Origin of the sequence: Aeromonas sp. SrichE-2G, assembly GCF_017939565.1 — a bacterium.
Lineage (GTDB): Bacteria > Pseudomonadota > Gammaproteobacteria > Enterobacterales > Aeromonadaceae > Aeromonas > Aeromonas taiwanensis.
Map to the genome: position 1 here is coordinate 449,981 of NZ_JAGKRG010000053.1, position 24,548 is coordinate 474,528.

Annotated in this window: 19 protein-coding genes and 1 tRNA gene; 14 read left to right on the top strand and 6 right to left on the bottom strand. The window is 55.5% G+C overall.

The genetic code is table 11. From position 1 onward, the window contains the following. The first annotated feature begins 7 nt into the window (after window positions 1-7). A complete protein-coding gene (locus J9885_RS18470; protein ID WP_210550330.1) occupies window positions 8-1,294 on the top strand; it encodes a GGDEF domain-containing protein in 1,287 nt (428 codons plus the stop codon). Between the two features lie 84 nt (window positions 1,295-1,378). Here J9885_RS18470 and J9885_RS18475 read toward each other — a convergent pair. Further along, window positions 1,379-1,454, bottom strand: a tRNA-Thr gene (locus J9885_RS18475). A gap of 87 nt (window positions 1,455-1,541) precedes the next feature. Then, window positions 1,542-2,282 carry a phosphatase gene (locus tag J9885_RS18480; RefSeq protein WP_043759317.1) on the bottom strand — a complete coding sequence of 247 codons (741 nt, stop codon included), beginning with the start codon at window positions 2,280-2,282 and terminating at the stop codon, window positions 1,542-1,544. A 467-nt stretch (window positions 2,283-2,749) separates the two neighbouring features. On the opposite strand from J9885_RS18480, the gene J9885_RS18485 reads away from it, so the two are divergent. From J9885_RS18485 to J9885_RS18500, 4 genes are all read left to right on the top strand, one after another. Continuing rightward, window positions 2,750-3,403 carry a TetR/AcrR family transcriptional regulator gene (locus J9885_RS18485; RefSeq protein ID WP_210550331.1) on the top strand — a complete coding sequence of 218 codons (654 nt, stop codon included), beginning with the start codon at window positions 2,750-2,752 and terminating at the stop codon, window positions 3,401-3,403. Window positions 3,404-3,450: 47 nt separating this feature from the next. Continuing rightward, complete coding sequence (locus J9885_RS18490; protein ID WP_210550332.1) at window positions 3,451-5,775, top strand: acyl-CoA dehydrogenase; 2,325 nt, start codon at window positions 3,451-3,453, stop codon at window positions 5,773-5,775. 162 nt (window positions 5,776-5,937) lie between these two features. After that, window positions 5,938-9,000, top strand: coding sequence for an efflux RND transporter permease subunit (locus J9885_RS18495; protein WP_210550333.1), 3,063 nt, complete (start codon window positions 5,938-5,940; stop codon window positions 8,998-9,000). A 15-nt stretch (window positions 9,001-9,015) separates the two neighbouring features. Beyond that, on the top strand, window positions 9,016-10,059 hold the full coding sequence (locus J9885_RS18500) for an efflux RND transporter periplasmic adaptor subunit (protein WP_210550334.1): 1,044 nt from the start codon (window positions 9,016-9,018) through the stop codon (window positions 10,057-10,059). Window positions 10,060-10,122: 63 nt separating this feature from the next. Here J9885_RS18500 and pyk read toward each other — a convergent pair whose 3' ends face one another. Together pyk and J9885_RS18510 are read right to left on the bottom strand one after the other, a co-directional pair. Beyond that, window positions 10,123-11,562, bottom strand: a complete 1,440-nt coding sequence (gene pyk, locus J9885_RS18505) for a pyruvate kinase (protein WP_210550335.1) — start codon at window positions 11,560-11,562, stop codon at window positions 10,123-10,125. A gap of 160 nt (window positions 11,563-11,722) precedes the next feature. Continuing rightward, the gene (locus tag J9885_RS18510) at window positions 11,723-12,577 is read right to left on the bottom strand and encodes a MurR/RpiR family transcriptional regulator (protein WP_029314760.1); all 855 of its coding nucleotides are present in this window, start codon (window positions 12,575-12,577) and stop codon (window positions 11,723-11,725) included. A gap of 348 nt (window positions 12,578-12,925) precedes the next feature. Here J9885_RS18510 and glk point away from each other — a divergent pair, with 348 nt between their 5' ends. After that, entirely contained in the window at window positions 12,926-13,894 is a 969-nt protein-coding gene (glk, locus tag J9885_RS18515; protein WP_210550336.1) for a glucokinase, read from the top strand. Between the two features lie 375 nt (window positions 13,895-14,269). On the opposite strand, the gene J9885_RS18520 is transcribed toward glk, so the two are convergent. Both J9885_RS18520 and J9885_RS18525 read right to left on the bottom strand, forming a co-directional pair. After that, window positions 14,270-15,628: an ATP-binding protein gene (locus J9885_RS18520; protein ID WP_246877009.1), complete on the bottom strand. Its 1,359-nt coding sequence runs from the start codon at window positions 15,626-15,628 to the stop codon at window positions 14,270-14,272. Window positions 15,629-15,651: 23 nt separating this feature from the next. After that, complete coding sequence (locus J9885_RS18525) at window positions 15,652-16,326, bottom strand: response regulator (RefSeq protein WP_167576612.1); 675 nt, start codon at window positions 16,324-16,326, stop codon at window positions 15,652-15,654. A gap of 960 nt (window positions 16,327-17,286) precedes the next feature. Between J9885_RS18525 and rfbB the strand changes: the two genes are divergently transcribed. The 8 genes from rfbB to J9885_RS18565 form a co-directional block, all read left to right on the top strand. Then, on the top strand, window positions 17,287-18,372 hold the full coding sequence (gene rfbB / locus J9885_RS18530) for a dTDP-glucose 4,6-dehydratase (protein ID WP_210550338.1): 1,086 nt from the start codon (window positions 17,287-17,289) through the stop codon (window positions 18,370-18,372). Next, complete coding sequence (rfbD, locus tag J9885_RS18535; protein WP_210550339.1) at window positions 18,372-19,259, top strand: dTDP-4-dehydrorhamnose reductase; 888 nt, start codon at window positions 18,372-18,374, stop codon at window positions 19,257-19,259. Before rfbB ends, rfbD begins: the two co-directional genes overlap by 1 nt. Before the next feature lie 113 nt (window positions 19,260-19,372). Next, window positions 19,373-20,251, top strand: coding sequence for a glucose-1-phosphate thymidylyltransferase RfbA (gene rfbA, locus J9885_RS18540; RefSeq protein WP_210550340.1), 879 nt, complete (start codon window positions 19,373-19,375; stop codon window positions 20,249-20,251). Window positions 20,252-20,317: 66 nt separating this feature from the next. After that, window positions 20,318-20,869, top strand: coding sequence for a dTDP-4-dehydrorhamnose 3,5-epimerase (gene rfbC, locus J9885_RS18545; protein WP_210550341.1), 552 nt, complete (start codon window positions 20,318-20,320; stop codon window positions 20,867-20,869). 8 nt (window positions 20,870-20,877) lie between these two features. Then, window positions 20,878-22,116, top strand: a complete 1,239-nt coding sequence (locus tag J9885_RS18550; RefSeq protein ID WP_210550342.1) for a hypothetical protein — start codon at window positions 20,878-20,880, stop codon at window positions 22,114-22,116. Continuing rightward, the gene (locus tag J9885_RS18555; protein ID WP_210550343.1) at window positions 22,113-22,952 is read left to right on the top strand and encodes a hypothetical protein; all 840 of its coding nucleotides are present in this window, start codon (window positions 22,113-22,115) and stop codon (window positions 22,950-22,952) included. The genes J9885_RS18550 and J9885_RS18555 overlap by 4 nt, the downstream gene beginning before the upstream one ends. A gap of 3 nt (window positions 22,953-22,955) precedes the next feature. Next, window positions 22,956-23,966: a glycosyltransferase gene (locus J9885_RS20210; RefSeq protein ID WP_210550344.1), complete on the top strand. Its 1,011-nt coding sequence runs from the start codon at window positions 22,956-22,958 to the stop codon at window positions 23,964-23,966. Further along, the coding region (locus J9885_RS18565) for a glycosyltransferase (protein ID WP_210550345.1) at window positions 23,963-24,548 on the top strand (586 nt) is incomplete at its 3' end. The genes J9885_RS20210 and J9885_RS18565, both read left to right, overlap by 4 nt.

Genomic DNA, 24,548 nt, shown 5'->3' on the forward strand with positions numbered 1-24,548 from the left:
GAGTTAAATGGCTCAGAATCGATTTTTTAATGCCTTGGAAAAATCCGATACCTCGCTGATCTCATCGACCATCCTGTCTGATGAGGTATCGCTGCAACAACATGATTTTCTGGTGAAACATATCACCGGCATGTCTCGAAAAGGCATGCAGATCTTTGTTGCCTCCAATCTGATGATATTGCTGGTGGTGTTGCTTCGCATCATCTATGTCACGGCGCTTGATTATGCGCATTTTGAGGCACCGCTGTTCACCGGTATGTTCGATTTTCACTATGACAGATATATCATGGTCGCCATGCTAGTCTCTTATTCTCTGTTCATGGTGTACCCCTCCCTGTGTTTCGGCAATAAACACAGCAGTACCCACACAGACAAGGCATTTCAACGGTACTTCATTACCTGCACCTATGTGTTCACCATGGTCTGGCTGGCGGTCTTGTCATATTACCAGCATCAGGTCATCCATGATGCGACCGTGATCCTCTCTATTCAACCCGCGCTGATTGTCTTGATCCCGATAAGCTATATTGGGGCCATACTGGTCATTCCCCATTTCAGCATGGTGATGCTGCTCTGTCTGGTATTGAACCAGATGCTGGGTAACCATTCGGTCAGTATTGCCATGTCCATTCTGGTCATTGGGTTTCTGATGTCATTCATTGCCATGATATTTTATGCCGTGCGTCGCGCCATCGGCTTTATTGCCCAGATAGAGTACAACAACTTCAAACTGACAAAAAAACTGATCCACTCGCTGAATATGGATGCCCTGTTGTCCATTCCCAATCGACAGGCATTCTTCTCCTGTGCCGGCAATAAACTTGCGCGCAAGAAAGAGAGCAGCGAGGCCGCGGCCGTGCTGATGATCGATGTGGACCACTTCAAGAAATACAACGATCGTTACGGTCATCCGGCCGGTGATCGCTGCCTGCAGAAGGTGGCCGGCTGTCTGCAATCCTGCGTGCGCGAGGACATCGACTTCGTCGGGCGCTATGGCGGGGAGGAGTTCATCGTCTTTCTGGACGCCACCGATGCCGACGGGGCGCAGCGAGTGGCGACCCGGATCCGCGAGCGGATGATGACGATGGGACTGAAACATGAAGCCTCGGAGACGGCGAGCCATGTCACCCTGAGCATAGGGATCGCACCATGGCAGTTTGGCAAGACCCTGGAGCAGCTCTGCGAGCAGGCCGACAAGGCGCTGTATGAGGCGAAGCGCGCCGGGCGTCATCAGCATGTGGTTTATGAGGAGAGCCCTGACGCGTCGGGTACGCCATGGGGTGATGCGCCATAGGGGTAGTGTTGCCCGGCTCCCAGGGGCAGGACGACTGAAAACACGAAGGGTTGGCCTCGCGATGAGGCCAACCCTTCGTCTATCTGGTGCCGGAAACAGGAGTCGAACCTGCGACCTTCGCATTACGAATGCGCTGCTCTACCAACTGAGCTATACCGGCTTCGTGAACTTCAGAGTCGTGAAAAAGGGCTGACAAGTCAATTGAGCTGCTTCAATTTTATGAGTTGGCTCATGATGTTAGCGGTCTTTAGAGATCGACGAACTCCGGGATATGGGCGCGGCCACGACTCTCCAGGAAATCGAGCAGGGCACGGGGGGAGCGCGCGAGTATCCGCTCCTCGGGGAAGCCGGCCTCGGTCACCAGCCGGTGGCAGTAGTCAAAGTCTCCCAGGCTGAAGGCCACGTGGGAGTCGGAGCCGAAGGTGAGGTAGGCGCCAAGGTCGCGCGCCGCCTCGACGATGGCGCGGCAGTTTGCCTCGCTGCCCGCACGGGAGTGGCTGAACGAGGAGTTGTTGACCTCCAGGGCGACCCGGTATTCGGCTGCCGCCCTGACCACCGCCTGGATATCGATGGGGAAGGCGGGATTGCCCGGGTGGCTTATCATGTCGACCCGACCGCTCTTGATGGCGTTGATCATAGCCTGGGTGTGGGTCGCCCGATCGCAGGGGGGAAACACCGGCTCGTGGAAGCCCGCCATGATCATGTCGAGCCGCGACTCGTAGCGCTCGGGGAAGTCTATTTCACCGTCGATGTTCTTGATGTTGGCCTCGATGCCGCGCAGGATGCCGACCCCGTCCACCACCCTGGGCAGGACGTGCAGATTGACGAAATGCCAGTAGTGAGGGGCGTCGGCCATGTCGGGGCCGTGATCCGTGGTGGCGAAGAGTTTGATCCCCTTGGCTTTGGCTATGGGCAGGTAGTCGTGGATGGTGCTGTAGGCGTGGGTGCTGGCGACGGTGTGCGTGTGGGTATCGACCGTGTACTTCATCTTCTCTCCCCTCTGGCATGAGGCGTCAGCATAGCAAGATTGGCCGAGTCGGGCCATGTGGCTGGCTGTCATACTTTGTCACAAATTGCGCCAGTACTGACAAAGTCTGACCACCTTTGTCTGCGACCATGGCCTGGTCGATGCAGCCTGAACTCCCATCGATGGGTTGACATTGGATGGTTCGACCCGATTTTCCCCACCGTCGCCCCTGCGACGGTTTTTTTTGCTTGTCTGTCGACGCATCGGGTCGCTGCAGGGTAAAAAAATGCCCAACTAGCATGAAGCAGGTTGGGCGAGACTTAATGTTTAATTGCAGTGGCATAGATATAGAGTCCGGTCTGGTCGCGAAGTTCCCCTCTTGTTCCCCTTTTTTGATTAAAAACATTCCATCAACACCTGTTCACATTCTCTTGACATCACTGAGTGTGAAACGTACTTTTTAAACATTCGTTTAAGAGAGGTGTCCTGTGAGTAAAATCGATACCAAGAACCGTATTCTCGATGCCGCCGAGGTGCTGTTTGCCGAGCGGGGGTTCGCCGATACCTCGTTGCGTCTGATCACCAGCGAGGCCGAGGTGAACCTGGCGTCCGTCAACTACCACTTCGGCTCCAAGAAGGAGCTGATCCAGGCGGTGCTCGATCGCTACCTGAGCCTGTTCATGCCGGCGCTGGAGACGCGTCTGCAGACCCTGATGGCGCAGGATCAGCTGACCCTGCTGCAGGTGTTCGAGAGTTTCGTCGATCCCCTGATGAAGCTGGTGGCGGTGCGGGCCAACGGGCCTGCGCTCTTCATGCAGCTGCTGGGACGCGGCTACATCGACAGCCAGGGCCACCTGCGCCGTTTCATCACGACCCACTACGGTACGACCCTGCACGGGATCACCCAGGCCATCTCCAAGGCCAATCCGGACTTGTCGCCGGCGGATCTCTTCTGGCGCCTGCACTTCACCCTGGGCACCGTCGTGTTCACCATGGCCTCCGCCGATGCTCTGCGTGACATCGCCCAGGCCGATTTTGGCCAGCAGCTCGATGTGGAAGGGCTGGTGCGCAATGTTATTCCCTATCTGGCGTCCGGTGTCGGGGCGCCCGTGGAGTCGACCAGGCTCTCCCTGGCCGTGTAATACCAACAATAAATCAACGGAAACAGTGAAATAGAAGGAACTTCGGTATGATCACATTGCTTGTCCTGCTGGTGCTGGCGATAGCCGTAGTGCTCGGCGTACCCTCCATCCGTAAAAAGGTGGTGACCCGCCCGGTGTTTGGCATCTTCAAGAAGATACTGCCACCCCTGTCCGCCACCGAGCGGGAGGCCATGGAGGCCGGCTCCGTCTGGTGGGACGGGGAGCTGTTTCGCGGCAACCCGGACTGGAAAAAACTGCACGGCTACGGCAAGGCCGAGCTGAGCGCGGAGGAGCAGGCGTTCATCGACAACCAAGTCGAAACCCTGCTCGCCATGGTCGACGACTTCAAGATCGTCAACGAAACCAAAGACCTGCCGGAGCCGGTCTGGGACTATCTGAAGAAGGAAGGCTTCTTCTCCCTGATCATCCCGAAATCCTACGGTGGCCGCGAATTCTCCGCGATTGCCAACTCCACCATCGTCACCCGCATCGCCACCAAGAGTCTGAGCGTGGCGGTCACCGTCATGGTGCCGAACTCCTTAGGCCCGGGCGAGCTGCTGATGCATTACGGCACCCAGGCCCAGAAGGACTTCTGGCTGCCGGGGCTGGCCAACGGCAAGGAGGTCCCCTGCTTCGCCCTGACCGGTCCGGAAGCGGGTTCCGACGCCGGTGCCATCCCTGACAAGGGGATCGTCTGCAAGGGCATGCACAAGGGGGAGGAAGTGCTCGGCATTCGCCTCAACTGGAACAAGCGCTACATCACCCTGGCGCCGCGCGCCACCGTGCTGGGGCTGGCGTTCAAGCTGTATGACCCGGAAAAACTGCTGGGGGACAAGGAGGAGATCGGTATCACCTGTGCGCTGATCCCCACCAGTCACCCGGGCGTGCGTGTCGGCGATCGCCACTACCCCATGGGTCTGGCGTTCCTGAACGGCCCGACCTTCGGCAAGGACGTGTTCATTCCGCTCGACTGGATCATCGGTGGCCCGGATTACGCCGGTCGCGGCTGGCGCATGCTGGTCGAATGCCTCTCCGCCGGTCGTGGCATCTCGCTGCCTGCCCTCGGCACCGCCTGCGGCCACATGGCGAGCCGCACCGTGGGGGCCTACTCCTACGTGCGCAAGCAGTTCGGCATGTCCATCGGCAAGTTTGAAGGGGTGCAGGAGGCGCTGGCCCGCATTGGCGGCCTCACCTATCAGCTGGAAGGGGCCCGTCGCATGACCGCAGGCTCTCTGGATCTCGGTCAGGCGCCGGCCATCGTCACCGCCATCTCCAAGTACCACATGACCGAGATGGCCCGCCAGGTGATGGACGACTCCATGGACATCCACGCCGGTCGTGCCATCCAGCTGGGTCCGAAAAACTACACCGGCTACGCCTACATGGGCATTCCGGTGGCCATCACGGTGGAAGGGGCCAACATCCTGACCCGCAACCTGATGATCTTCGGCCAGGGGGCCACCCGCTGCCACCCGTACGTGTTTGCCGAGCTGGAAGCGGCGGCCGACACCGACGTGGAGCGCGGTCTCGAGAAGTTCGACGCCCTGCTGATGAAGCACATTGCCTTTGGCACCGGCAACTTCTTCGGCTCCTTGTTCCAGGGGCTGACCCTGGGCCAGTTCAACAGCGCCCCGGTGGCTGGTGAAACCGCCCGATACTACAAGCAGCTCTCCCGCATGAGCAAGGGGTTGGCGCTCTGTGCCGACGTCTCCATGCTGATGCTGGGTGGCGATCTCAAGCGCAAGGAGATGATCTCCGCCCGTCTGGGTGACGTGCTGAGCCACCTCTATCTCGCCTCCGCCACCCTCAAGCACTACGAGGATCAGGGCCGCATGGTCTCGGATCTGCCGTTCGTGCAGTACGCGGTGGAGCGCAACCTCTACCTGATTGGCAAGGCGTTCGAGGGCTTCTTCCAGAACTTCCCGAACAAGGTGGTGGGCGCCGTACTCAAGCGCGTGGTCTTCCCGTTCGGCGTGGGTTACAAGATGCCGTCCGATGACCGCTGCCACGCCATCTGCCTGGCCATGATGACACCGGGCGAGTTCCGCGACCGTCTGACCGCGCTTTGCTACGTTGGCAAGGACGAGGCGGATCCGGTCGGCCTGATGGAGCGCGCCTTCCAGGCCATGGTCGCCGTCCAGCCCATCGAGAAGAAGCTGGTGCAGGCCCAGAAGGAGGGTAGGCTGCCCCGCAAGATGGCACTAGCGGAACTGGTGGAGGCGGCCCTGTCCCAATCCATCCTTGGCAAGGAGGAGGCCGACAAGCTGCTGGCCGCCGATGCCCTGCGTTACGAGGCAATCCAGGTGGACAACTTCGCTCCTGGCGAGCTGGAGGGCTTGTCTCAACCGAACCCGGTTGTGCACGCTGCCTGATCCCGACAGTAAATGGAAAACCGGCCCAAGTGGCCGGTTTTTTTGTTGTTTAACCAGGCATTTACAACCTGGATTAATTCCAGTTTAATGCAATGGCCCCCACCCTTGGGGCAGGAAGCAAGGCCACTGGAATGGCCGATAACAACAACTCAGGAAGAGTGAATGAACCTCGCCAAAACGGCGATCGAACGCCCCATCTGGGTGGCGGTCTCGGTCGTGCTGATCTTTTTGCTGGGCCTGCTCAGCATCCGGGGGCTGCCTGTCCAGCTGTTCCCCGACATAGACCGTCCCCACCTCAACATCTCGGTGAGCTGGCGCTCCGCCTCGCCCCAGGAGATGGAGTCGGAGATAACCGACCCCATCGAGCAGGAGATGCAGGGGGTGCAGGGGCTGAAAAGCATCGGCAGCAACAGCTACCCTGGCTTCACCGAGATCAACATGGAGTTCGCCCTCGGCACCGACATGCAGCGTGCCCAGCTCGACGTCATCTCGCGGCTGAACCGGGTCTCCGGCCTGCCGGACAACATCGACGGCCCCTACGTCAACAACTACAGCAGCAACGATACCCTCACCTTCTTCTTCATCCAGCAGCTGCCTGGCGCCAAGGGCTTGATCGACGATCATCAGGCGCTGATCGAGGCGCGGGTCAAGCCGGAGCTTGAGCGGATCCCCGGGGTCTCCACCGTGGAGGTAGAGGGGATCAACGAGCGTCAGATCCAGGTCCGCTTCGACCCCTACCGCGCCGCCGAGCTGGGGGTGGAGATCCCGGTATTGGCCAGCCGGGCTAGCACCGACTGGGACGTGTCGGCCGGCACCCTCGACATCGGCCGCTGGGAATACAAGCTGCGCTTCGCCGGTCGCTACGACGTGGAGACCCTGGGAGACAAGGTGGTGGACTGGCGCGACGGCCTGCCCATCTATCTGCGGGATGTGGCCGAGGTGCGACTGGCCCGGGAGGAGAACCCGGTGCTGCGCATCCAGAACGGCAACACCGCCATCGCGGCCCAGATCTTCAAGGAGAGCGGCGCCAACGCCCTGGCGGCGCTGGAGGCGATCAAGCTCAAGGTGGGCGAGCTCAACCGCGAGGTGCTGGAGCCGGTCGGCCTGCATATGGAGCAGTCGTTCGACGCCTCTCTCTACATCAACAGGGCGGTGAGCATGGTGACCGCCAACCTGGGGCTCGGCGTGCTGCTCTCCTGCGCCATCCTCTGGGTCTTTCTGCGCCGGCTCAAGGCGACCCTGATGATAGCGATCGCCATCCCCATCAGCATCATGCTCACCTTCTGTTTGCTCAAGGTGATGGGGCGCACTCTCAACGTCATCTCCCTGGCCGGCATCGCCTTTGCGGTGGGCATGGTGCTCGATGCCGCCATCGTGGTGCTGGAGAGCATCTACCGCCGCACCGAGCCGGGGGATATCAGCAAGTCGGAGGCGGCATTGGAGGGGACCAGCCGAGTGTGGACGGCGCTGGTGGCCTCCACCCTGACCACGGTCGCCATCTTCCTGCCGGTGCTGCTGCTCAACGACGTGGAGGGCCAGCTGTTTGCCGATCTCGCGTTGACCATCGCCTGCGCCGTGACCGTCTCCATGGTGGTGGCGGTCACCGTGCTGCCGGCGGTGGCGGCGCGCTGGATGGGACGCGAGAGGCTGATCGATCCTTACGACAAGCTGTGGCAGGGCACCACCCGTCACGTGATCCGCTGGACAGCGACGCCTCGCCGGCGCTGGGCCATCATCGCCCTGATGATGAGTCTGCCCGTGCTGGCGAGCTGGCTGCTGCTGCCCAAGATGAACTACCTGCCGGACGTGAAAAGGGATGCCATCGACGTCTGGATGACCTTCACCCCCGGGGTCAACCCCAAAGCCCAGCGAGAGGAGGTGTTAGATACCCTGATTGCCAGGCTGGATCCCTACATGAAGGGGGAGCAGGAGCCGGCCCTCAAGAACTATTACATCCTGCGCTACCCGGGAGGTGCCCAGATCGGGGTGCGTCCCAAGGACGAGACCCAGATCAAGGTGCTTGAGCGCCTGCTGATGGACAAGCTGTTCGCCAATATCCCGGACACCCGGGCCTTCGGCGGCCAGGGCTCCCTGTTTGGCGGCTTTGACAGCGAGAACAGCATCTCGTTGCTCATCCAGGGGGGCTCTCTGCCCGAGCTCTATCGGGCGGCCCGCGAGAGCATGGCCATCGTACAGAAAGACCTGCCTGGTTCCCAGGTCAGGCCGGATCCCGGCCTCGACTTCACTGCCCCGGAGTTGCGGCTGGTGCCGCAAGACAGGCGCCTCGCCGAGGTGGGCTGGGATCGCACCCCCATGCCTACCATTATCCAGACCTTCGGGGATGGCCTGCGGGTCGGCGAGTATTTCGACGGCGAAGACAGGCTGGACATCCTGCTGATGGGCCAGAGCTCGGCCAATCCGGATGAGCTCAGAGCCGTGCCGCTTGCGACCCCGTCCGGGCGTATCGTGCCGCTGGGCGAACTACTGCGGGTGGAGCACAGCCTGGGGCCGGAGAGCATCTTCCGGGCCGACGGGCGGCGCAGCATCCAGCTCTTTATCACGCCGCCGGACGGCATGAGCATGGAGCAGGTGCTGGAGATCCTGCAGCACAAGAGCTTCCCCGCCATCCGACCCATACTGCCGGCCGGCGGCGAGCTGCAGGTCGCCGGCAATGCCGACAGCCTGCAACAGGCGCTGGACAACCTAGGCAGCATCTTCCTGTTTGCCGTGATGATCCTGCTCATCCTGCTGTGGGGGGTCTTCGCCTCCATCAGGGATGCCGTGCTGGTGCTGCTGACTCTGCCTCTGGCCGCGGTCGGCGGCGTGCTGGCGCTGCGTCTGAGCGGCCTCCTGGTGCCGCTGCCGATGGACCTGCTGACCATCATCGGCTTCGTCATCCTGCTGGGGCTGGTGGTCAACAATGCCATCCTGCTGGTGCATCAGACCCGCACGGCGGAGCGGGAGGGGTTGAGTCGCCAGCTGGCGGTGGCCGATGCCCTGCAAAGCCGGATGCGCCCCATCGCCATGACCAGTCTCACCAGCATCTTTGGCATGTTGCCATTGATGCTGAGCCCGAGCGAGGGCAGCGAAATCTACCGGGGGCTGGCCACCGTCATCGTCGGCGGCATGAGTTGCAGCACCCTGTTTACCCTGATCCTGCTGCCCGCCTTCCTGCGGCTGGGCGAGCGGGCCGATGCACCGCAAGCCCTTCGGCAGCGGGCCTGAGCAAGGAGCTCATCGATGAGACAAATGTTTACAAGGATGGTAGTGGGCGCGCTTCTGCTGGCAGGCGGGGCACCCGCACTGGCACAGGGCAAGATGGTGACCCTGGCGGACGTGGCTCGGGGGGAGGCGGGCGCCAGCATCTGGGTCAGCGGCACGGTGGCGAGCCGCCAGCAGGCGGCGCTCAGCGCCGAGGTGAGCGGCCGGGTGGAGTGGATAGCCGAGTTCGGCAGCAAGGTGAAGGCGGGGGACGAGCTGCTGCGCCTGGACAGCGCGACCCTGCGACTCTCGCTGGAGCAGGCCAGGGCGGAGCAGGCCAGGGAGGGGAGCAACCTGCGTTACGCCCGGGCCGAGTTCCAGCGCCTCGATCGGTTGCACCAACAGAAGAGCGCCTCCCGGAGCCAGTATGACAAGGCCCGTTACGACGTGGAGCAGGCCGAGCTGGCAGAACAGCTGGCCCGGGTGCAGGTGCGCCAGATTGAGGAGCAACTGCGCAAGAGCCGCATCTTTGCGCCCTTCGATGGTGTGGTGAACGAGCACTTCATCCAGCCGGGTGAACATGTGGATGCAGGGGAACGGGCGTTGGAGCTGGTCAATCCGGAGCAGCCGGACATCCGGTTGCGGGCGCCCATCGCCTGGGCCCAGCAGCTGGAGGTGAATGCCCGGCTGCGGGTGGAGGGGGAGCAGCTCAGCAGCCACGGCGTCTATTATCAGCGGGCGGCCAGCGCCGATCCCAAGTCCCGCCTCATCGAACTGCGCCTCAAACCCGAGGCAGGCCGCTTTATCATCGGCTCGCCGGTGCGGGTGGCGCTGCCTCTGGGAGAGCAGCAGACCATGCTGTTGCCGCGGGATGCCCTGGTGCTTGGCACCGAGGGGAGCGTGGTCTATCAGGTCGAGCAGCACGGCGAGGAGCTCAAGGTGAACCGGGTGCCGGTGACCGTGCTGTTTGGCGACAACCAGCAGGTGGCGGTGAGCGGCGCCCTCAAGCAGGGGGACAGGGTGGTGGTGCGCGGCGCCGGCAGCCTGCAGGACGGCGACAAGGTGGAACTCTTTCGCGGCTAGGGGAGGGGTTCATTAAAAAACGGCTCCCGAGGGAGCCGTTTTTATTGCGGGCAAGAGAGGCGATTACTCGACCATCATCACCTTGCAGGTGTTGGTACTGCCGACGGTTTCCATCTTGTCGCCGTGGGTCAGCAACACCATGTCGCCGCTTTGCACCAGGCCCTTGGTCTTGAGGGCGTCCAGCGCCTCGCGGCACACCTCGTAGACAGGCTTGGTTTCGTCGCCGTCAAACAGCACCGGCGTGACGCCGCGGTAGAGGTTGGCCCAGGCCAGGGTCTTGTTGTGGGGGGACATGGCGAAGATCGGCAGGCCGGAGCTGATGCGGGACATCAGCAACGGGGTGGTGCCGGACTCGGTCAGTGCGACGATCGCCTTGACCCCTTCCAGGTGGTTGGCCGCATACATGGTGGACATGGCGACGGCTTCCTCCACCGAGGTGAAGGTGTAGCTCATGCGGTGGTTGGAGACGTTCAGGCTCGGGTGCTTCTCGGCCCCCACGCAGACGCTGGCCATGGAGGTCACTGTCTCGATGGGGAACTGACCGGCTGCGGTCTCGGCGGAGAGCATCACCGCATCGGTACCATCCAGTACGGCGTTGGCCACGTCCATGACTTCGGCACGGGTCGGCAGCGGCGCGTTGATCATGGACTCCATCATCTGGGTCGCGGTGATGACCACGCGATTCAGGCGGCGGGAGTGGCGAATGAGCTTCTTCTGCACGCCAACAAGCTCGGGGTCGCCGATCTCGACGCCCAGATCCCCACGGGCCACCATGACGGCGTCGGATCCGAGGATGATGTCTTCCATTGCCTCGTCGCTGGCGACGGTCTCGGCGCGCTCGACCTTGGCCACGATCTTGGCGTTGGAGCCGGCTTCGCGGGCCAGTTCGCGGGCGTAGCGCAGGTCATCGCCGCTGCGGGGGAAGGAGACGGCCAGGTAGTCCACGTTCATGCGGGCGGCGGTCTTGATGTCTTCCTTGTCCTTCTCGGTCAGGGCCGGAGCGGAGAGGCCGCCACCCTTCTTGTTGATGCCCTTGTTGTTGGAGAGCGGGCCAGCCACGGTCACCGTGGTGTGAATGCGGGTGCCTTCCACCTGCTCGACCTTCAGCTGCACGCGGCCGTCGTCCAGCAGCAGGATGTCACCGGACACCACGTCGTTTGGCAGGCTCTTGTAGTCGATACCGACCTGCTCCTGGCAGCCTTCCCCTTTGCCGAGAGCGGCATCGAGGATGAACTTGTCGCCGATGGCGAGGTAAATCTTGCCATCCTTGAAGGTGGAGACACGGATCTTGGGGCCCTGCAGGTCGCCCATGATGGCGACGTGACGGCCCAGCTTGGCGGCGATGTCACGCACCTGGTTGGCGCGCTGGATATGATCTTCAGGAGTGCCGTGAGAGAAATTCATCCGTACCATGTCGGCGCCGGCGCGAATGATCCCCTCGAGGATGCCGTCGCGATCGGTCGCCGGACCAAGTGTGGTGACAATCTTTGTACGTCTTGGCATGAAAGACTCCAATGTGAAGTTGATATGACTTGAAATACTGCCCCGTCAAGCGTGTGGCATGGCGCCTGCTTGCAGACCCTCTGGGTGGTCTTGTGTAATTGAATTTCGATACTACACCAAGCTTGGTGGCATAGACAGTCGGGGGCGGACCCCCGAATGATCAGGAGGAGTGCGGGGTATCAAAGCGGGATTCGCGCAAACCTTCTTTGACTTTCTTCAGGTTTTCGCGAAATTTCATGCCCCGGCGCAGGGTGAAGCCGGTCGCCAGTACGTCTACCAGGGCAAGCTGGGCGATGCGCGAGGCCATGGGCATGTAAACGTCGGTGTCTTCCGGCACGTCCATGGAGAGTACCAGGTTGCACTCGCGGGCCAGGGGGGAGTCCTTGGCGGTCATGCCGATGACGGTGGCATCGTTTTCACGGGCCAGGGCGGCGATCTCCACCAGGGCCTTGGTGCGACCGGTGTGGGAGATGAGTACGACCACGTCCCCTTCGCTGCTGTTGATGCAGCTCATGCGCATCATGACGATGTCATCGAAGCTCACCACCGGGATGTTGAAGCGGAAGAACTTGTTCTGGGCATCCCGGGCGACGGCGGAAGAGGCGCCAAGGCCAAAGAAGCTGATCTTCTTGGACTGGGTCAGGATATCGACGCAGCGGTTGATGGCGGAGATGTCGAGGCTGTTCTTGGCGGCATCGAGGCAGGCCATGGTGGATTCGAAGATCTTGGCGGTGTAAGTGTCGGGGCCGTCTTCCGCTTCCACGTGGCGGTTCACATAGGGGGTGCCGTTGGCCAGGCTCTGGGCGAGGTGCAGTTTGAAGTCGGGAAAGCCCTTGGTATCGAGACGACGGCAGAAGCGATTGACGGTGGGTTCGCTGACATCCGCCAGCTTGGCCAGGGTAGCAATGCTGGAGTGAATGGCGGTCTGGGGGGATGCCAGGATCACTTCCGCCACCTTACGCTCTGATTTACTGAAACTTTCCAAATTGTTCGTAATTTTATCGAGGGTATTCATCATTACCACCAGGCATTTTTGTAATTTAACTTCAGTGTCTGTGCACTAAGTTCACAGCTCAAGCAGGTTTCCAATTTCGGTGAGGACTATACAAGACAAGCGCTTATCGGAACTAATCTCGTCAATACAAAGTATGACTCATGTCTAATTATTTCGAGTTTTTAGTTACTAACTTCCAGTTAGGCCTTGAAAACGCTTACAAATGTTGCAAAGCAACAACACTGTGAGCGGGCGCACAGTTGCATTCATAAAACGCGCCGCCAGCCGGTGGGGTCGAGTAGTATGACTGCCAAATAACAAGGTCGGGACGGTAAGGGCCGCCCCGAGTCGGTAACGAAGGAGTTTGTTATGCAGCATACCCATGCGCTGGTGGGCGATGTAGGCGGCACCAATGCCCGTCTGGCCCTCTGTGAGCTGGCGACGGGCGCCATTTCCCAGGCAAAAACCTATTCGGGCCTGGCCCATCCCAGCCTGGAGGCCGTGGTGCGCCTCTATCTGGAAGAGCACGATGCCAAGGTGGGTGAGGCCTGTATCGCCATCGCCTGCCCCATCAATGGCGACTGGGTGGCCATGACCAACCACAGCTGGGAGTTCTCCATCAGCGAGATGCAGGCCAACCTGGGCCTGGACCGCCTGCAAGTGATCAACGATTTCACCGCTGTTTCCATGGCTGTCCCGGTCCTCGCTGACGGGGATCGCATCCAGCTGGGCGGCACCGAGCCGGTGGCTGGCAAGCCCATCGCCATCTATGGTGCCGGCACCGGTCTGGGGGTGGCTCATCTGGTGCAGGCTGGCGAACAGTGGCTGAGCCTGCCCGGCGAGGGGGGCCACGTGGACTTCGCCGCCAACACGGAAGAGGAAGATGCCGTGCTGCAGGTGATGCGTGGCGAGCTGGGGCATGTGTCGGCCGAGCGTTTCCTGTCGGGCCCGGGTCTGGTCAACCTCTACCGCGGCCTGGTGAAATCCGATGGCCGTGAGCCACAGGCGTTCGCCCCCAAAGACATCACCGAGCGGGCGCTGGCGGGAGACTGCCTGGATTGTCGCCGCACCTTGAGCCTGTTCTGCGTGCTGATGGGCCGCTTTGCCGGCAACCTGGCGCTCAACATGGGCACCTTTGGCGGCGTTTACATCGCCGGCGGCATAGTACCGCGCTTCCAGGAGTTCTTCATCGCCTCGGGTTTCCGGGTGGCGTTTGAGGACAAGGGGCGCTTTAAGCCCTATCTCAAAGACATCCCCGTGTTTCTCATCACCCACGAAGGCCCGGGCCTGCTCGGTGCGGGCGCCTATCTGCGCCAGTCTCTCGGGTTTAGGCTCTGAGGCAGGGAATCGATGTCATGACGGTTAAGTCTTGGTTCAGTGACCCTGGCGTAGAGTGAACCCACGTACTCAAGAAGACAGGGTTTCACAGGGAATTGGAAGCTGTCTTCATCCGCTGGGTGCGCATTGTCACCTGACAAGCCTGAACTGTTTCACCGGCCCTCGCGGCCGGTTTTTTTATGTCTGTTGTGTCCGTCTGTCATGTGCTCTTCGAGAAGCGTCAGGCCCGCCAGGGGAGGTCACAGGGGCTAGCCCCTGTGTTCTCATGCCTCAGGGGATCTGGGCTGCGAGGGGGAAGTATGGGGTCTGGCGCCAAAATGACGTCGTAGCGCAAGGCAAAAGGATGGGGCCAGGTGTCAGCCTGGCCCCGATCTGTCAGGGGAGGGAGATATGGAAGCGGGCGCCGCCGAGGGGGGATTCATCCACCCGAATCTCGCCGCCGTAGCTGTGCACTATCTCGGTCACCACGGCGAGCCCTATCCCCTGGCCCGGGGAGCTGTCGGCCCTGACCCCGCGCTGGAAGATCTGCTGCGATTTGCCGGGGGCGATGCCGGGGCCGTCGTCCTCCACCACGATGAGCAGCCCACGGCCCTGGCGGTTGACCCTGACCTGGATTTCGCTGATGGCGAACTTGCAGGCGTTGTCGAGCAGGTTGCCCATCAACTCCATCAGGTCGCCCTGTTCACCGTGAAAGAAGACATCGTCATCGAACTGGAAACCCGTCTGCAGCTTCTTGTGGCGGTATACCTTGGCGAGGCTGGCCAGCAGCTTTTCAATAAGGGGGACTGGCTCGGTTCCCTTGCTGGCAAGACGCTTGCGGCCCGTAACGGCACGGCGCAACTGGTACTGGATTATCTGATCCATGGTAGTTATCTGTTCACTGATGTTGTCATGGATCTCGTGGCCGAGCTTGAGCTCCTGGGCGGTGATCTGGATGAGTGCCAGCCGTGTCTTCAGACTGTGGGCGAGATCATTGAGGGCATGCTGGTAGCGCTGGGTCTGCTGGCGCTCGTTCTCCAGCAGCTGGTTGACCGATTCTGTCAGCGGTGTCAGCTCCCGCTCGTAGTCGCTGGACAACTCCTCCCGCGTGCCGGCGCGGATCTCGTCGATCTGTCGCGCCATGGTTCGCAGGGAGGTGAGGCTCCAGAAGCTGGTGAGCAGCAGCAGGGCGCCCAGCAGGCTGTAGGCAAGCAGGGCCTGGCGAATGCAGCGGTAGAGGTAGTCGCGGGTCTGTGCCTGGTAGCGCTTTGCGGAGTCGACCATCACCACGTAATAGGTGGTAGGACCGTCACCGTGATTGCGCAGGAAGCGCAGGCTGTAAATAAAGTAGCTCTCGCCATTTTTGATGGTGTGCAACTTGAAGAAATAGTCCTGATCCAGGCCGCCCAGGTACCTCATCAGGTCCTGGCAGATGGTCTCCTTGATGGAGACCACCTCGGGCATGTGCAGGCTGGACCAGCTCAGCGCCCCGTCGGCGCGGCAGATCAGGGTGTCGAGATTGGGGTCGATGGCATCCGGGGTGAGGCTGCCGAGATCCGTGATGGCGTGGGGCTCAGGCTGCTTGGAGGAGAACAGCTTGGAAAGGTTCTCCTGCATACGGGCACTGGCCTTCTGGGCCTGCTCCTCGGTGTGGCCAAGGTAGAGGATATAGACCGAGAAGGCCATGATGAGCGCGATGACCAGCATGGCACTCATCATCAACTTGAGATGCAGCGAGCGGCGGATCAGTTTCATGGGGGTCAGCATGACGGGGTGTATCAACTGCAGGAGAGGTTGAAGATGTAACCCTGCCGGCGGATGGTGGAGATGGGCTGGATGCTCCCCTCCGGATCCAGCTTTTTGCGCAGGCGGCTCACCATGACCTCTATGGTGTTGGGATCCCCTTCACCGTCCCCATAGAGCTGATCCAGCAGCTGCTGCTTGGAGACAACCTGACGGGCGTTGCGCATCAGGTACTCCAGGATCAGGTACTCGAAGCTGGTGAGGACGGTGACTTCGCCGGAAATGGTCAGCTCCTTGCGGGAGAGATCCAGCTCATAATCACCCGCCTTTACCCTGGGGGAGATGAAACCGGCACTGCGCCGCACCAGGGCATTGAGACGGGCGAGCAATTCGTCTTTCTGGAAGGGCTTGACCAGGTAGTCATCGGCACCGGCTTCCAGGCCTTCCACCTTGTCCTGCCAGTTGCCCCGGGCAGTCAACACTATGATGGGGAAGGGGATCTGCTGCTCGCGCAGACGACTGATAAGCTGCAGGCCGTCCATGTCCGGCAGGCCGAGGTCGATGATGGCCACGTCGATGGGATAGTCGGCCGCGTAGTGCAGCGCCACCTGGGCATTGTCCGTGCTGTGAACCTGGTTCTGGGCCTCGGTCAGCAGCGTGGATAGGTGGTGATTGAGCAGCTTGTCGTCTTCGACCAGTAGGATTTTCATAAGATGCATGATGATAGGGGTCCAGGCTGTCAATTAGAGGGTCAAGAAGAGGGCGAGTCAATCCGGATCCTACCTTGCCCCCCTGTATCGGGACTGAATCGTGCCTGCCTTTATTACCAGCCTTGACTTAGCCATGACCAACAAAGTTCAGAGATGTTATTCAAGTTAGATGATGGCTTGCTTGCATCTCCATTGGGTCTTAATGAGGCAGGGAGCGACCGTTCTGATCGCATGGGGGAGGGGAAACCTCTTTGTTGACGTTGACCAGGGAGATAGGGCGCCTGCCGAGGCAAGGCCATACAGCGAGTTGTGCCACCAGATGATAGGACACATTAACCATCTGAATTTAAATATGTTTATCATCAGCTTGGAATGGCCTCTGGCAACCAGAGACTTCTGGTGGCAATGAGGGGAGTGATGAGGCGAGCATAGAGGGGAAAGAAAAGGTGTGTATTGAATCCTGCTCCTCTCAGGGGTTTCCTCGTGTATTGACTGTTCATCCTAGGGGCAAACGAGATAGAATCTAACCCAAAATTGGGTTTTGGGCACAGGTTGCCCAAGATGTGAGCAGTGCAGGCTATCGGGCTGCCTGGATGTGCAATGTGATGCGACCATTGTTAAACATCAAACAGAACAAGAAGCTGGAGGATATGATGGCCAACAGCGAGCACAATCAGTTTAAAGGCAGCATGTTGGGAGCTGTAACTCAAGGGCGGTAGCATAATTATTGTCTATGTGCATCACTCCTGAGTGATCTTATCGCTGTAGAGGACCTTTAGTCGTCATATCTACTTATCACTTTGTTTTATCAGTAATTATTAAGTGTTGCCCACTCTGTGATATTCAATGGTGTCACTACAATCACGTCCTCTTCTCCATGGACAAATCGTGGTGCCATAAGACAGTACAACATCACTATACGTCTCTTCTTTTTATTAGATTGCAATCAGGAACCTTTCAATGAAGATCCTTGTGACCGGCGGTGCCGGTTTTATCGGCTCGGCTGTGGTGCGCCATATCATCCGGGATACCAACGACTCAGTTATCAACCTTGATAAACTCACCTATGCGGGCAACCTGGAATCCTTGGCCTGTATCGCAAACAGTGAACGTTATGCCTTTGAGGAGGTGGATATCTGCAACCGCGCTGAACTGGATCGGGTCTTTGCCCAGCATCAACCGGACGCCGTGATGCACTTGGCGGCCGAGAGCCACGTTGATCGCTCCATCACCGGCCCTGCCGACTTCATCGAGACCAATATCGTCGGTACCTACATGCTGCTGGAGGCGGCTCGCGCCTACTGGAACGGTCTTGACGAGGTACGCAAGGCGGCCTTCCGTTTCCACCACATCTCCACCGACGAGGTGTATGGTGACCTTCCCCATCCAGATGAAGTCGAACCCGGTGTGGTACTGCCGCTCTTTACCGAAACTACCCCCTATGCCCCCAGCAGTCCTTATTCTGCTTCCAAGGCCTCCAGTGACCATTTGGTGCGCGCCTGGCGCCGTACTTACGGCCTGCCGACCATCGTTACCAACTGTTCCAACAACTACGGCCCGTTCCACTTCCCCGAGAAGCTGATCCCGCTAGTCATCCTCAATGCGCTGGATGGCAAGCCGCTGCCTGTCTATGGCAAGGGCGACCAGATCCGTGACTGGCTCTATGTGGAAGATCACGCCCGCGCGCTCTATACCGTGGTCACCACAGGTGTGATCGGCGAGACCTACAACATCGGCGGTCATAACGAGAAACAGAATCTGGACGTCGTTCATACCATCTGCGATCTGCTGGATGAGATGGTGCCCAAGGATGGCTCCTATCGCGATCAAATCACCTATGTGGCTGACCGCCCCGGTCATGATCGCCGTTATGCCATTGACGCCAGCAAGATGAGCGCCGAGCTTGCCTGGCAACCGCAAGAAACGTTCGAGTCGGGTATTCGCAAAACCGTGCAGTGGTATCTGGATAACCAGCAGTGGGTCAGCAACGTCAAGAGCGGTGCCTACCAATCCTGGATTGAGCAGAATTACGGGGAGCGTGCCTGATGCATATTCTGCTGTTTGGCAAAAACGGTCAGGTAGGCTGGGAGCTGCAACGAGCACTGGCGCCGCTGGGGCGCATCACGGCCGTTGATTTTGACTCCACTGACTATTGCGGTGATTTCAGCAACCCGGCCGGGGTGGCCGACACGGTACGTTTGGTCAAGCCGGACGTGATAGTCAACGCCGCAGCCCACACCGCAGTCGACAAGGCCGAAAGCGAGCAGGAATTTGCCGAGCTGCTTAACGCAACCAGCGTGGCAGCGATAGCCAAAGAAGCGGAAGCATTGGGTGCCTGGTTAGTGCATTACTCCACCGATTATGTGTTCGATGGCAGCGGTGAGCGCCCCTGGGTGGAAACCGATGCAACCGCCCCGCTCAACGTCTATGGCGAAACCAAGCTGGCGGGTGAGCAAGGGGCCGCGCTTTGTTCCCGTCACCTGATCTTCCGCACCAGCTGGGTTTACGCCGCTCGGGGGGCCAACTTTGCCAAGACCATGTTGCGCTTTGGCAAGGAGCGCAGCGAAATGTCGGTCATCAATGACCAATTCGGCGCTCCGACCGGCGCCGAGTTGCTGGCCGATTGCACCGCCCATGCGATCCGCGTGGCGCAGTGCAAACCCGAGGTCGCCGGGCTGTACCATCTGATTGCCTCCGGTACCACCACCTGGTTTGACTACGCCCAGCTGGTGTTTGCCAAAGCCAGAGAGGCTGGCGTTGAACTGGCGGTGACACAACTCAATGCAGTGCCGACCTGCGCCTTCCCGACTCCGGCTAAACGCCCCCATAACTCCCGCCTTGATACCGGCAAATTCCAGCGCACCTTCGATCTGGTGCTGCCGGAGTGGACCGTCGGTGTGGAGCGGATGTTGACCGAGATCCTCGGCAAGTAAATTACTGGCCAGGGATGTAGTGACTGCCTCCCAGGCTGGCAGGGACAAAACGTAAAAGGTGTGGCCGCAAGCCACCCTTTTCTTTTGCAATTTAAAAATAAGAAACAAGCATCATGACCAAACGTAAAGGCATTATTCTGGCCGGTGGCTCAGGCACCCGTCTTTATCCGGTGACCATGGCGGTGAGCAAGCAGCTGCTGCCTATCTATGACAAGCCGATGATCTACTATCCGCTCAGCACCCTGATGCTGGCGGGGATTCGCGATATTTTGATCATCAGCACGCCGCAAGATACTCCCCGTTTTGAGCAATTGCTGGGTGATGGCAGCCAGTGGGGTCTGAATTTGCAATACAAGGTACAACCAAGCCCGGACGGGTTGGCGCAAGCCTTTATTCTGGGTGAAGAGTTTATCGGCTCAGACCCCTGTGCGCTGGTGCTGGGTGACAACATCTTCTATGGCCACGACCTGCAGAAACAGCTGGAGGCGGCCGCGGCCAAAGAGAGTGGCGCCACCGTTTTTGCCTACCATGTGCATGACCCGGAGCGTTATGGAGTGGTGGAATTTGATAAGCAAGGTAACGCTATTTCACTAGAAGAAAAGCCGTTGGAGCCCAAGAGCAATTATGCGGTGACAGGGCTCTACTTCTACGACAACAGTGTGGTCGAGATAGCCAAGAGTCTGAAGCCCTCTCCCCGTGGCGAACTGGAGATCACTGATATTAACCGCATTTACCTTGAGCAAGGTAATCTGTCAGTTGCAATGATGGGGCGCGGATATGCGTGGCTGGATACAGGTACTCATGAGAGCTTGATTGAAGCTAGTAATTTCATTCAGACCATTGAACGTCGGCAAGGGTTGAAAGTTGCTTGCCCTGAAGAGATTGCTTATCGTCAGAAATTTATTGATGCCAACCAAGTACGAATACTGACTGCACCACTTGCAAAAAATGCATATGGACAGTACTTGCTGAGGATGGTTGCTAACACTTGACATTGATGATGTTGGGGGAGGTGTCCCCCTTATGGGCCTAGAATTATTCCTGTTGGAATGCTTAAAATGAACGTAATCAAGACTGCTATACCTGATGTCCTTATTTTTGAACCAAAGGTCTTTGGTGACGAACGTGGTTTTTTCTTCGAAAGTTTTAATCATAAGCAATTTGAGGATACGGTGGGATATGCGGTTAATTTTGTGCAGGACAATCATTCAAAGTCCTCTAAAGGTGTGTTACGTGGATTGCATTACCAGTTGGAGCCGTATGCTCAAGGCAAGCTAGTTCGCTGTGTTACTGGTGAAGTCTTCGATGTGGCAGTTGATATCAGAAGAAGCTCAGCCACTTTTGGACAATGGGTTGGTGCATATCTTTCTGGGGAAAATAAGCGTCAGCTATGGATCCCGGAAGGCTTTGCACATGGTTTTCTCACGCTAAGTGAGTCTGCTGAGCTTTTGTACAAAGCTACAAGGTATTATAGTCCGAATAGTGAGGGTGGTATTGCTTGGAATGATAAAGAATTAGATATCCAATGGCCAGTCACTGAAAATAAAATAGTATCAGAAAAAGATAGAAGATTGCCTAGCCTTGAATTCATTACTTCCAATTCGAACTGAAGAGAAGCATGCTAACAAAAAAACTACTTTTTAATATAATTGTTACCTTTAGTTTGTTTTCAGGTAGTTATATTGTCGCGGGTGTGAAAATATACCCTCCGCTTTTATTTTCAGTACTGGGTTTCATTTATTATTGTTTTTTTGGAAAACTACCTTCTCTAATATTTTTAGAGTTAAAGTGGTGGGCTTTTTTTGTTCTCATGGTCTTGTTTTGTTTTTATGTGGAACATGATGAAACTTATTTGTTCATATTGATTAGGTATATTTTTAAAGCAGTTGTGATCCCGATAGGATGTTGTCTTTTCATTAGGGAAGTTGCCTTGAGGTTGCATGGGGAATACTCTGAAAATATTAAGGATTCAATATTCTTTGCTCTAATATTCCAGCTTGCAATCACTGCTTTGCAATTAATTTTCCCCGCTTTCAGAAGTGAGTTCAATTCTATTATTGAACTAACAGATGAATGGATGGTATTGGCGGAAATGGGACACTTCAGAGCGACAGGCTTATCGGGTCTGTCTATTTATGACACATCAATTGGTTATGGTATTCTGTATCTGTTTTTTATCCCCTGGTGTTTTTCTGAACGATACGCCTTGAACTATAAATTCTTTTTTGCGACATTGTTTATCATTGTTCTGTCTCTTATTGCTGGGCGGAGTGGCTTTTTATTGGTGTTATTTACTTTCTTTATTTTATTTGTGTCTACTAATAGAAAGCTATTTTATAGTATTAATGTGTGCCTAGGTTTGGCACTATGTTTAATTTCTTTCATTACAATATCAGATAGCGAGGAAGTATATTCATTTTTTCAATTTGTATTTGAGCCAATATTTAATTTTATTGAATTTGGGTCATTTGAAACAGCATCAACGAATGAGTTAATGAATAGTTATCTATTCATTCCCTGGGATGTCCCACCATTGACAGGTATGGGAATATGGGCACAGCCAAGCATAAATGCTCAATATGCTACAGATTCTGGGATAATACTGAATTATATCGCATTTGGTATTGCCGGTTTGGTGTTCGTGTTAAGTTACGCAATTCATTTTGTCATTGTGTTCAACTCGAACATTTATCTACCAAATGCCATAGTTAAATCATTATTTTTAATGGGCTTTCTGGCCTTGATTTTTAGCTTTCTTCTTAAAGGGCCAATATTCTTTTCAGAAAAAATAATGACTGCATTTTTCCTATGGATCATTTTTAATGATAAACATATATCTAATGGTCGATTAAAATGAAAAATATAATATTGGTTGTGCTTTACAATAGGCGAATACTAGAGTCAGAAACATACTGTTCTTTACTAAATATTTTTATAAAAAAAGAAATCTCCGAGAAAAAATATGAAGTGTTGTTTTGGGATAATAGCCCTAGTCATGTAAACTTAGATTGCATCGATGTTGCAACAGGTAATTTAAGAAAGCTTGGTTTGAAAGCCGCATACTTTAACTGCCCAGACAATAAACCATTATCGCAAGTTTATAATAAGGTGATTAAGGATAGTATCGCTGATAAACAGTATCTTTTTATATTTGATCAAGATACGACTTTCGATTGTAATTATTTCAAACAGTTTGAAAAATCTACGCGTGACAAAGAGTATAATATACTTCTTCCTGTTGTTAGATTTAGAGATAAGATTGTTAGCCCAACAAAAATATTCTACATCAAAGGAGTTTATTTTCATACTTCGCCAAAAGGGGAGGTCGCTGGCTGCAAGATATCAGCGATTAATAGTGGTATGGCATTATCTTTGAAGTTCTTAGCTCAGCATGGTTTTGAGTACAATGAAAAACTGAGGAATTATTGTACCGATGATGATTTGATGTTATTTGCTAGAAGTGTTGAAGCAAGTGTTTTTGTGCTTGATTATGAGTTAGAACATGACTTAAGTTTTAGTACATTGAATGAAAACTCTGATAGCTTACGTGAAAGATATAATGAAATGGTAAGGGCGAAGAAAATTATATATTCAAGAAATAAAATAGAAAAGTATGTCATGTGTTTTTATTTTTCCACGCACAGATTGTACATGGCATTGAAGTATTTTGATGTAAAGTACTTAAAGGATTGAAAAGTGAATATATATATTGCAATCCCGCGTTTTGCGTTGTCTGGGGGAAATCTAGTATCCTTGGAGTTAGCCAAACACCTTGAGTCTGTTGGTTTTAATGTGTATTGTCACTCCGGTTTCAGCGTCAAGAAAGTTAACGATGTGAGCTTGTGTCCGCCTATTCGTGGTAAAATTAACACACTTCTTAATTTATTATCCTTCGTGTTTTTATCTTGTTATTCATTATTTTGTAAAAATTATATTGCTACCCATCATCTTACATCATTGTTCAACGTAGTTAAAAGAAGTCGATTTGCTTTAGTTCAGGATGTTGAGGTTGATTTTTATCCTACGAAGGTAAAAGTAATTGGAGGGGTGTTGTGGAAAAATTACCTTAACTCCCGGAATTTGATTTTTACTAATAGAGTTCTTGCTAAAAAAATAGGTGATCCTGATTTTGAATTAGTTAAGGGTTTTTCATTTGTTCCCTTTGCGTTTTCTAATTTAAGGGGGGAGGCGGTGAGCAATGATGTTGTCACTGTCATTCGCGATGGCCTCTACAAGGACCCAGTGAAAACACTCAGTGTGGTTAACGAATTAAGAACTTTAAATGTGAATGTAATTGCTCTGAATGCGAGCAGGCAAGTCATCGATGACGTGAGTGTAATAAAAAACGTATCGCGAGATGAATTTATTCGTACATTAATGAAGTCAAGACTATTTGTATGTTTGTCAAAGTGGGAAGGTCTGGGACTGCCAAATATAGAGGCGTATATATCTGGTTGTAGAGTGGTCACAACTGAAATACCTTCTTCTTTAATGATTAAGGAATTAAACCCCGGTGCTGTACATATAGTTGATAGTGATTTGGCTCCCCATGAGATTGCAAAAATTATAAGAGAATTGATTTCTGAAAATAGTGGTGCTGGTGCTTCTCATGAAGAGGTTAATATTCGAAACAAGCAAGTGTGTTCGTGTCATGAGCAGTGGCTTGAATATGCAAGAAATGTTGTTGTCAGGGGGGCGTGTCTGTGAAAGTCGTAATTTCTGTAGTGTCTCACTATCATTTTGATTTGATTAAGTCCTTAAAGTGCATTGGTAACCTGGCAGATAAGTTTGATGTTTTTGTGATTGACAATGTCAAGGAGGATGGATTTGAGCAATGGTGCGAACACTCCAATATAAATTATCTTTCTAACGATAAAAAAATTGGTTTTGGTGAAAATAACAATAAAGTTTTCCAAGCTGCTTACAAAGAAGGGGGGGGGGAGGACTGCTGGTTTCTTGTTTTGAACCCTGATGTCATTGTTAGTCCTGAGGATGTGTTGGCGCTCATATATAATATGAGGTCTGATAATTCACGAGTAGCCACTATTAATTTGTTTAGGGATGAGGGCTTTATAAAGTATGATAATTCTATAAGGAAGTTCCCTTCCCTCACTGACTTTATAAAATCATATGTAACAGGGAATAATCCATCAGTATTGGATAAGGATTTGATTGCTCAGAGCATGCATGTTGATTGGGCATCAGGGGCATTTTTGATGTTTGATGCTAATCTTTATGCAAAACTCAATGGATTTGATATTCGATATTATATGTATTGTGAGGATATTG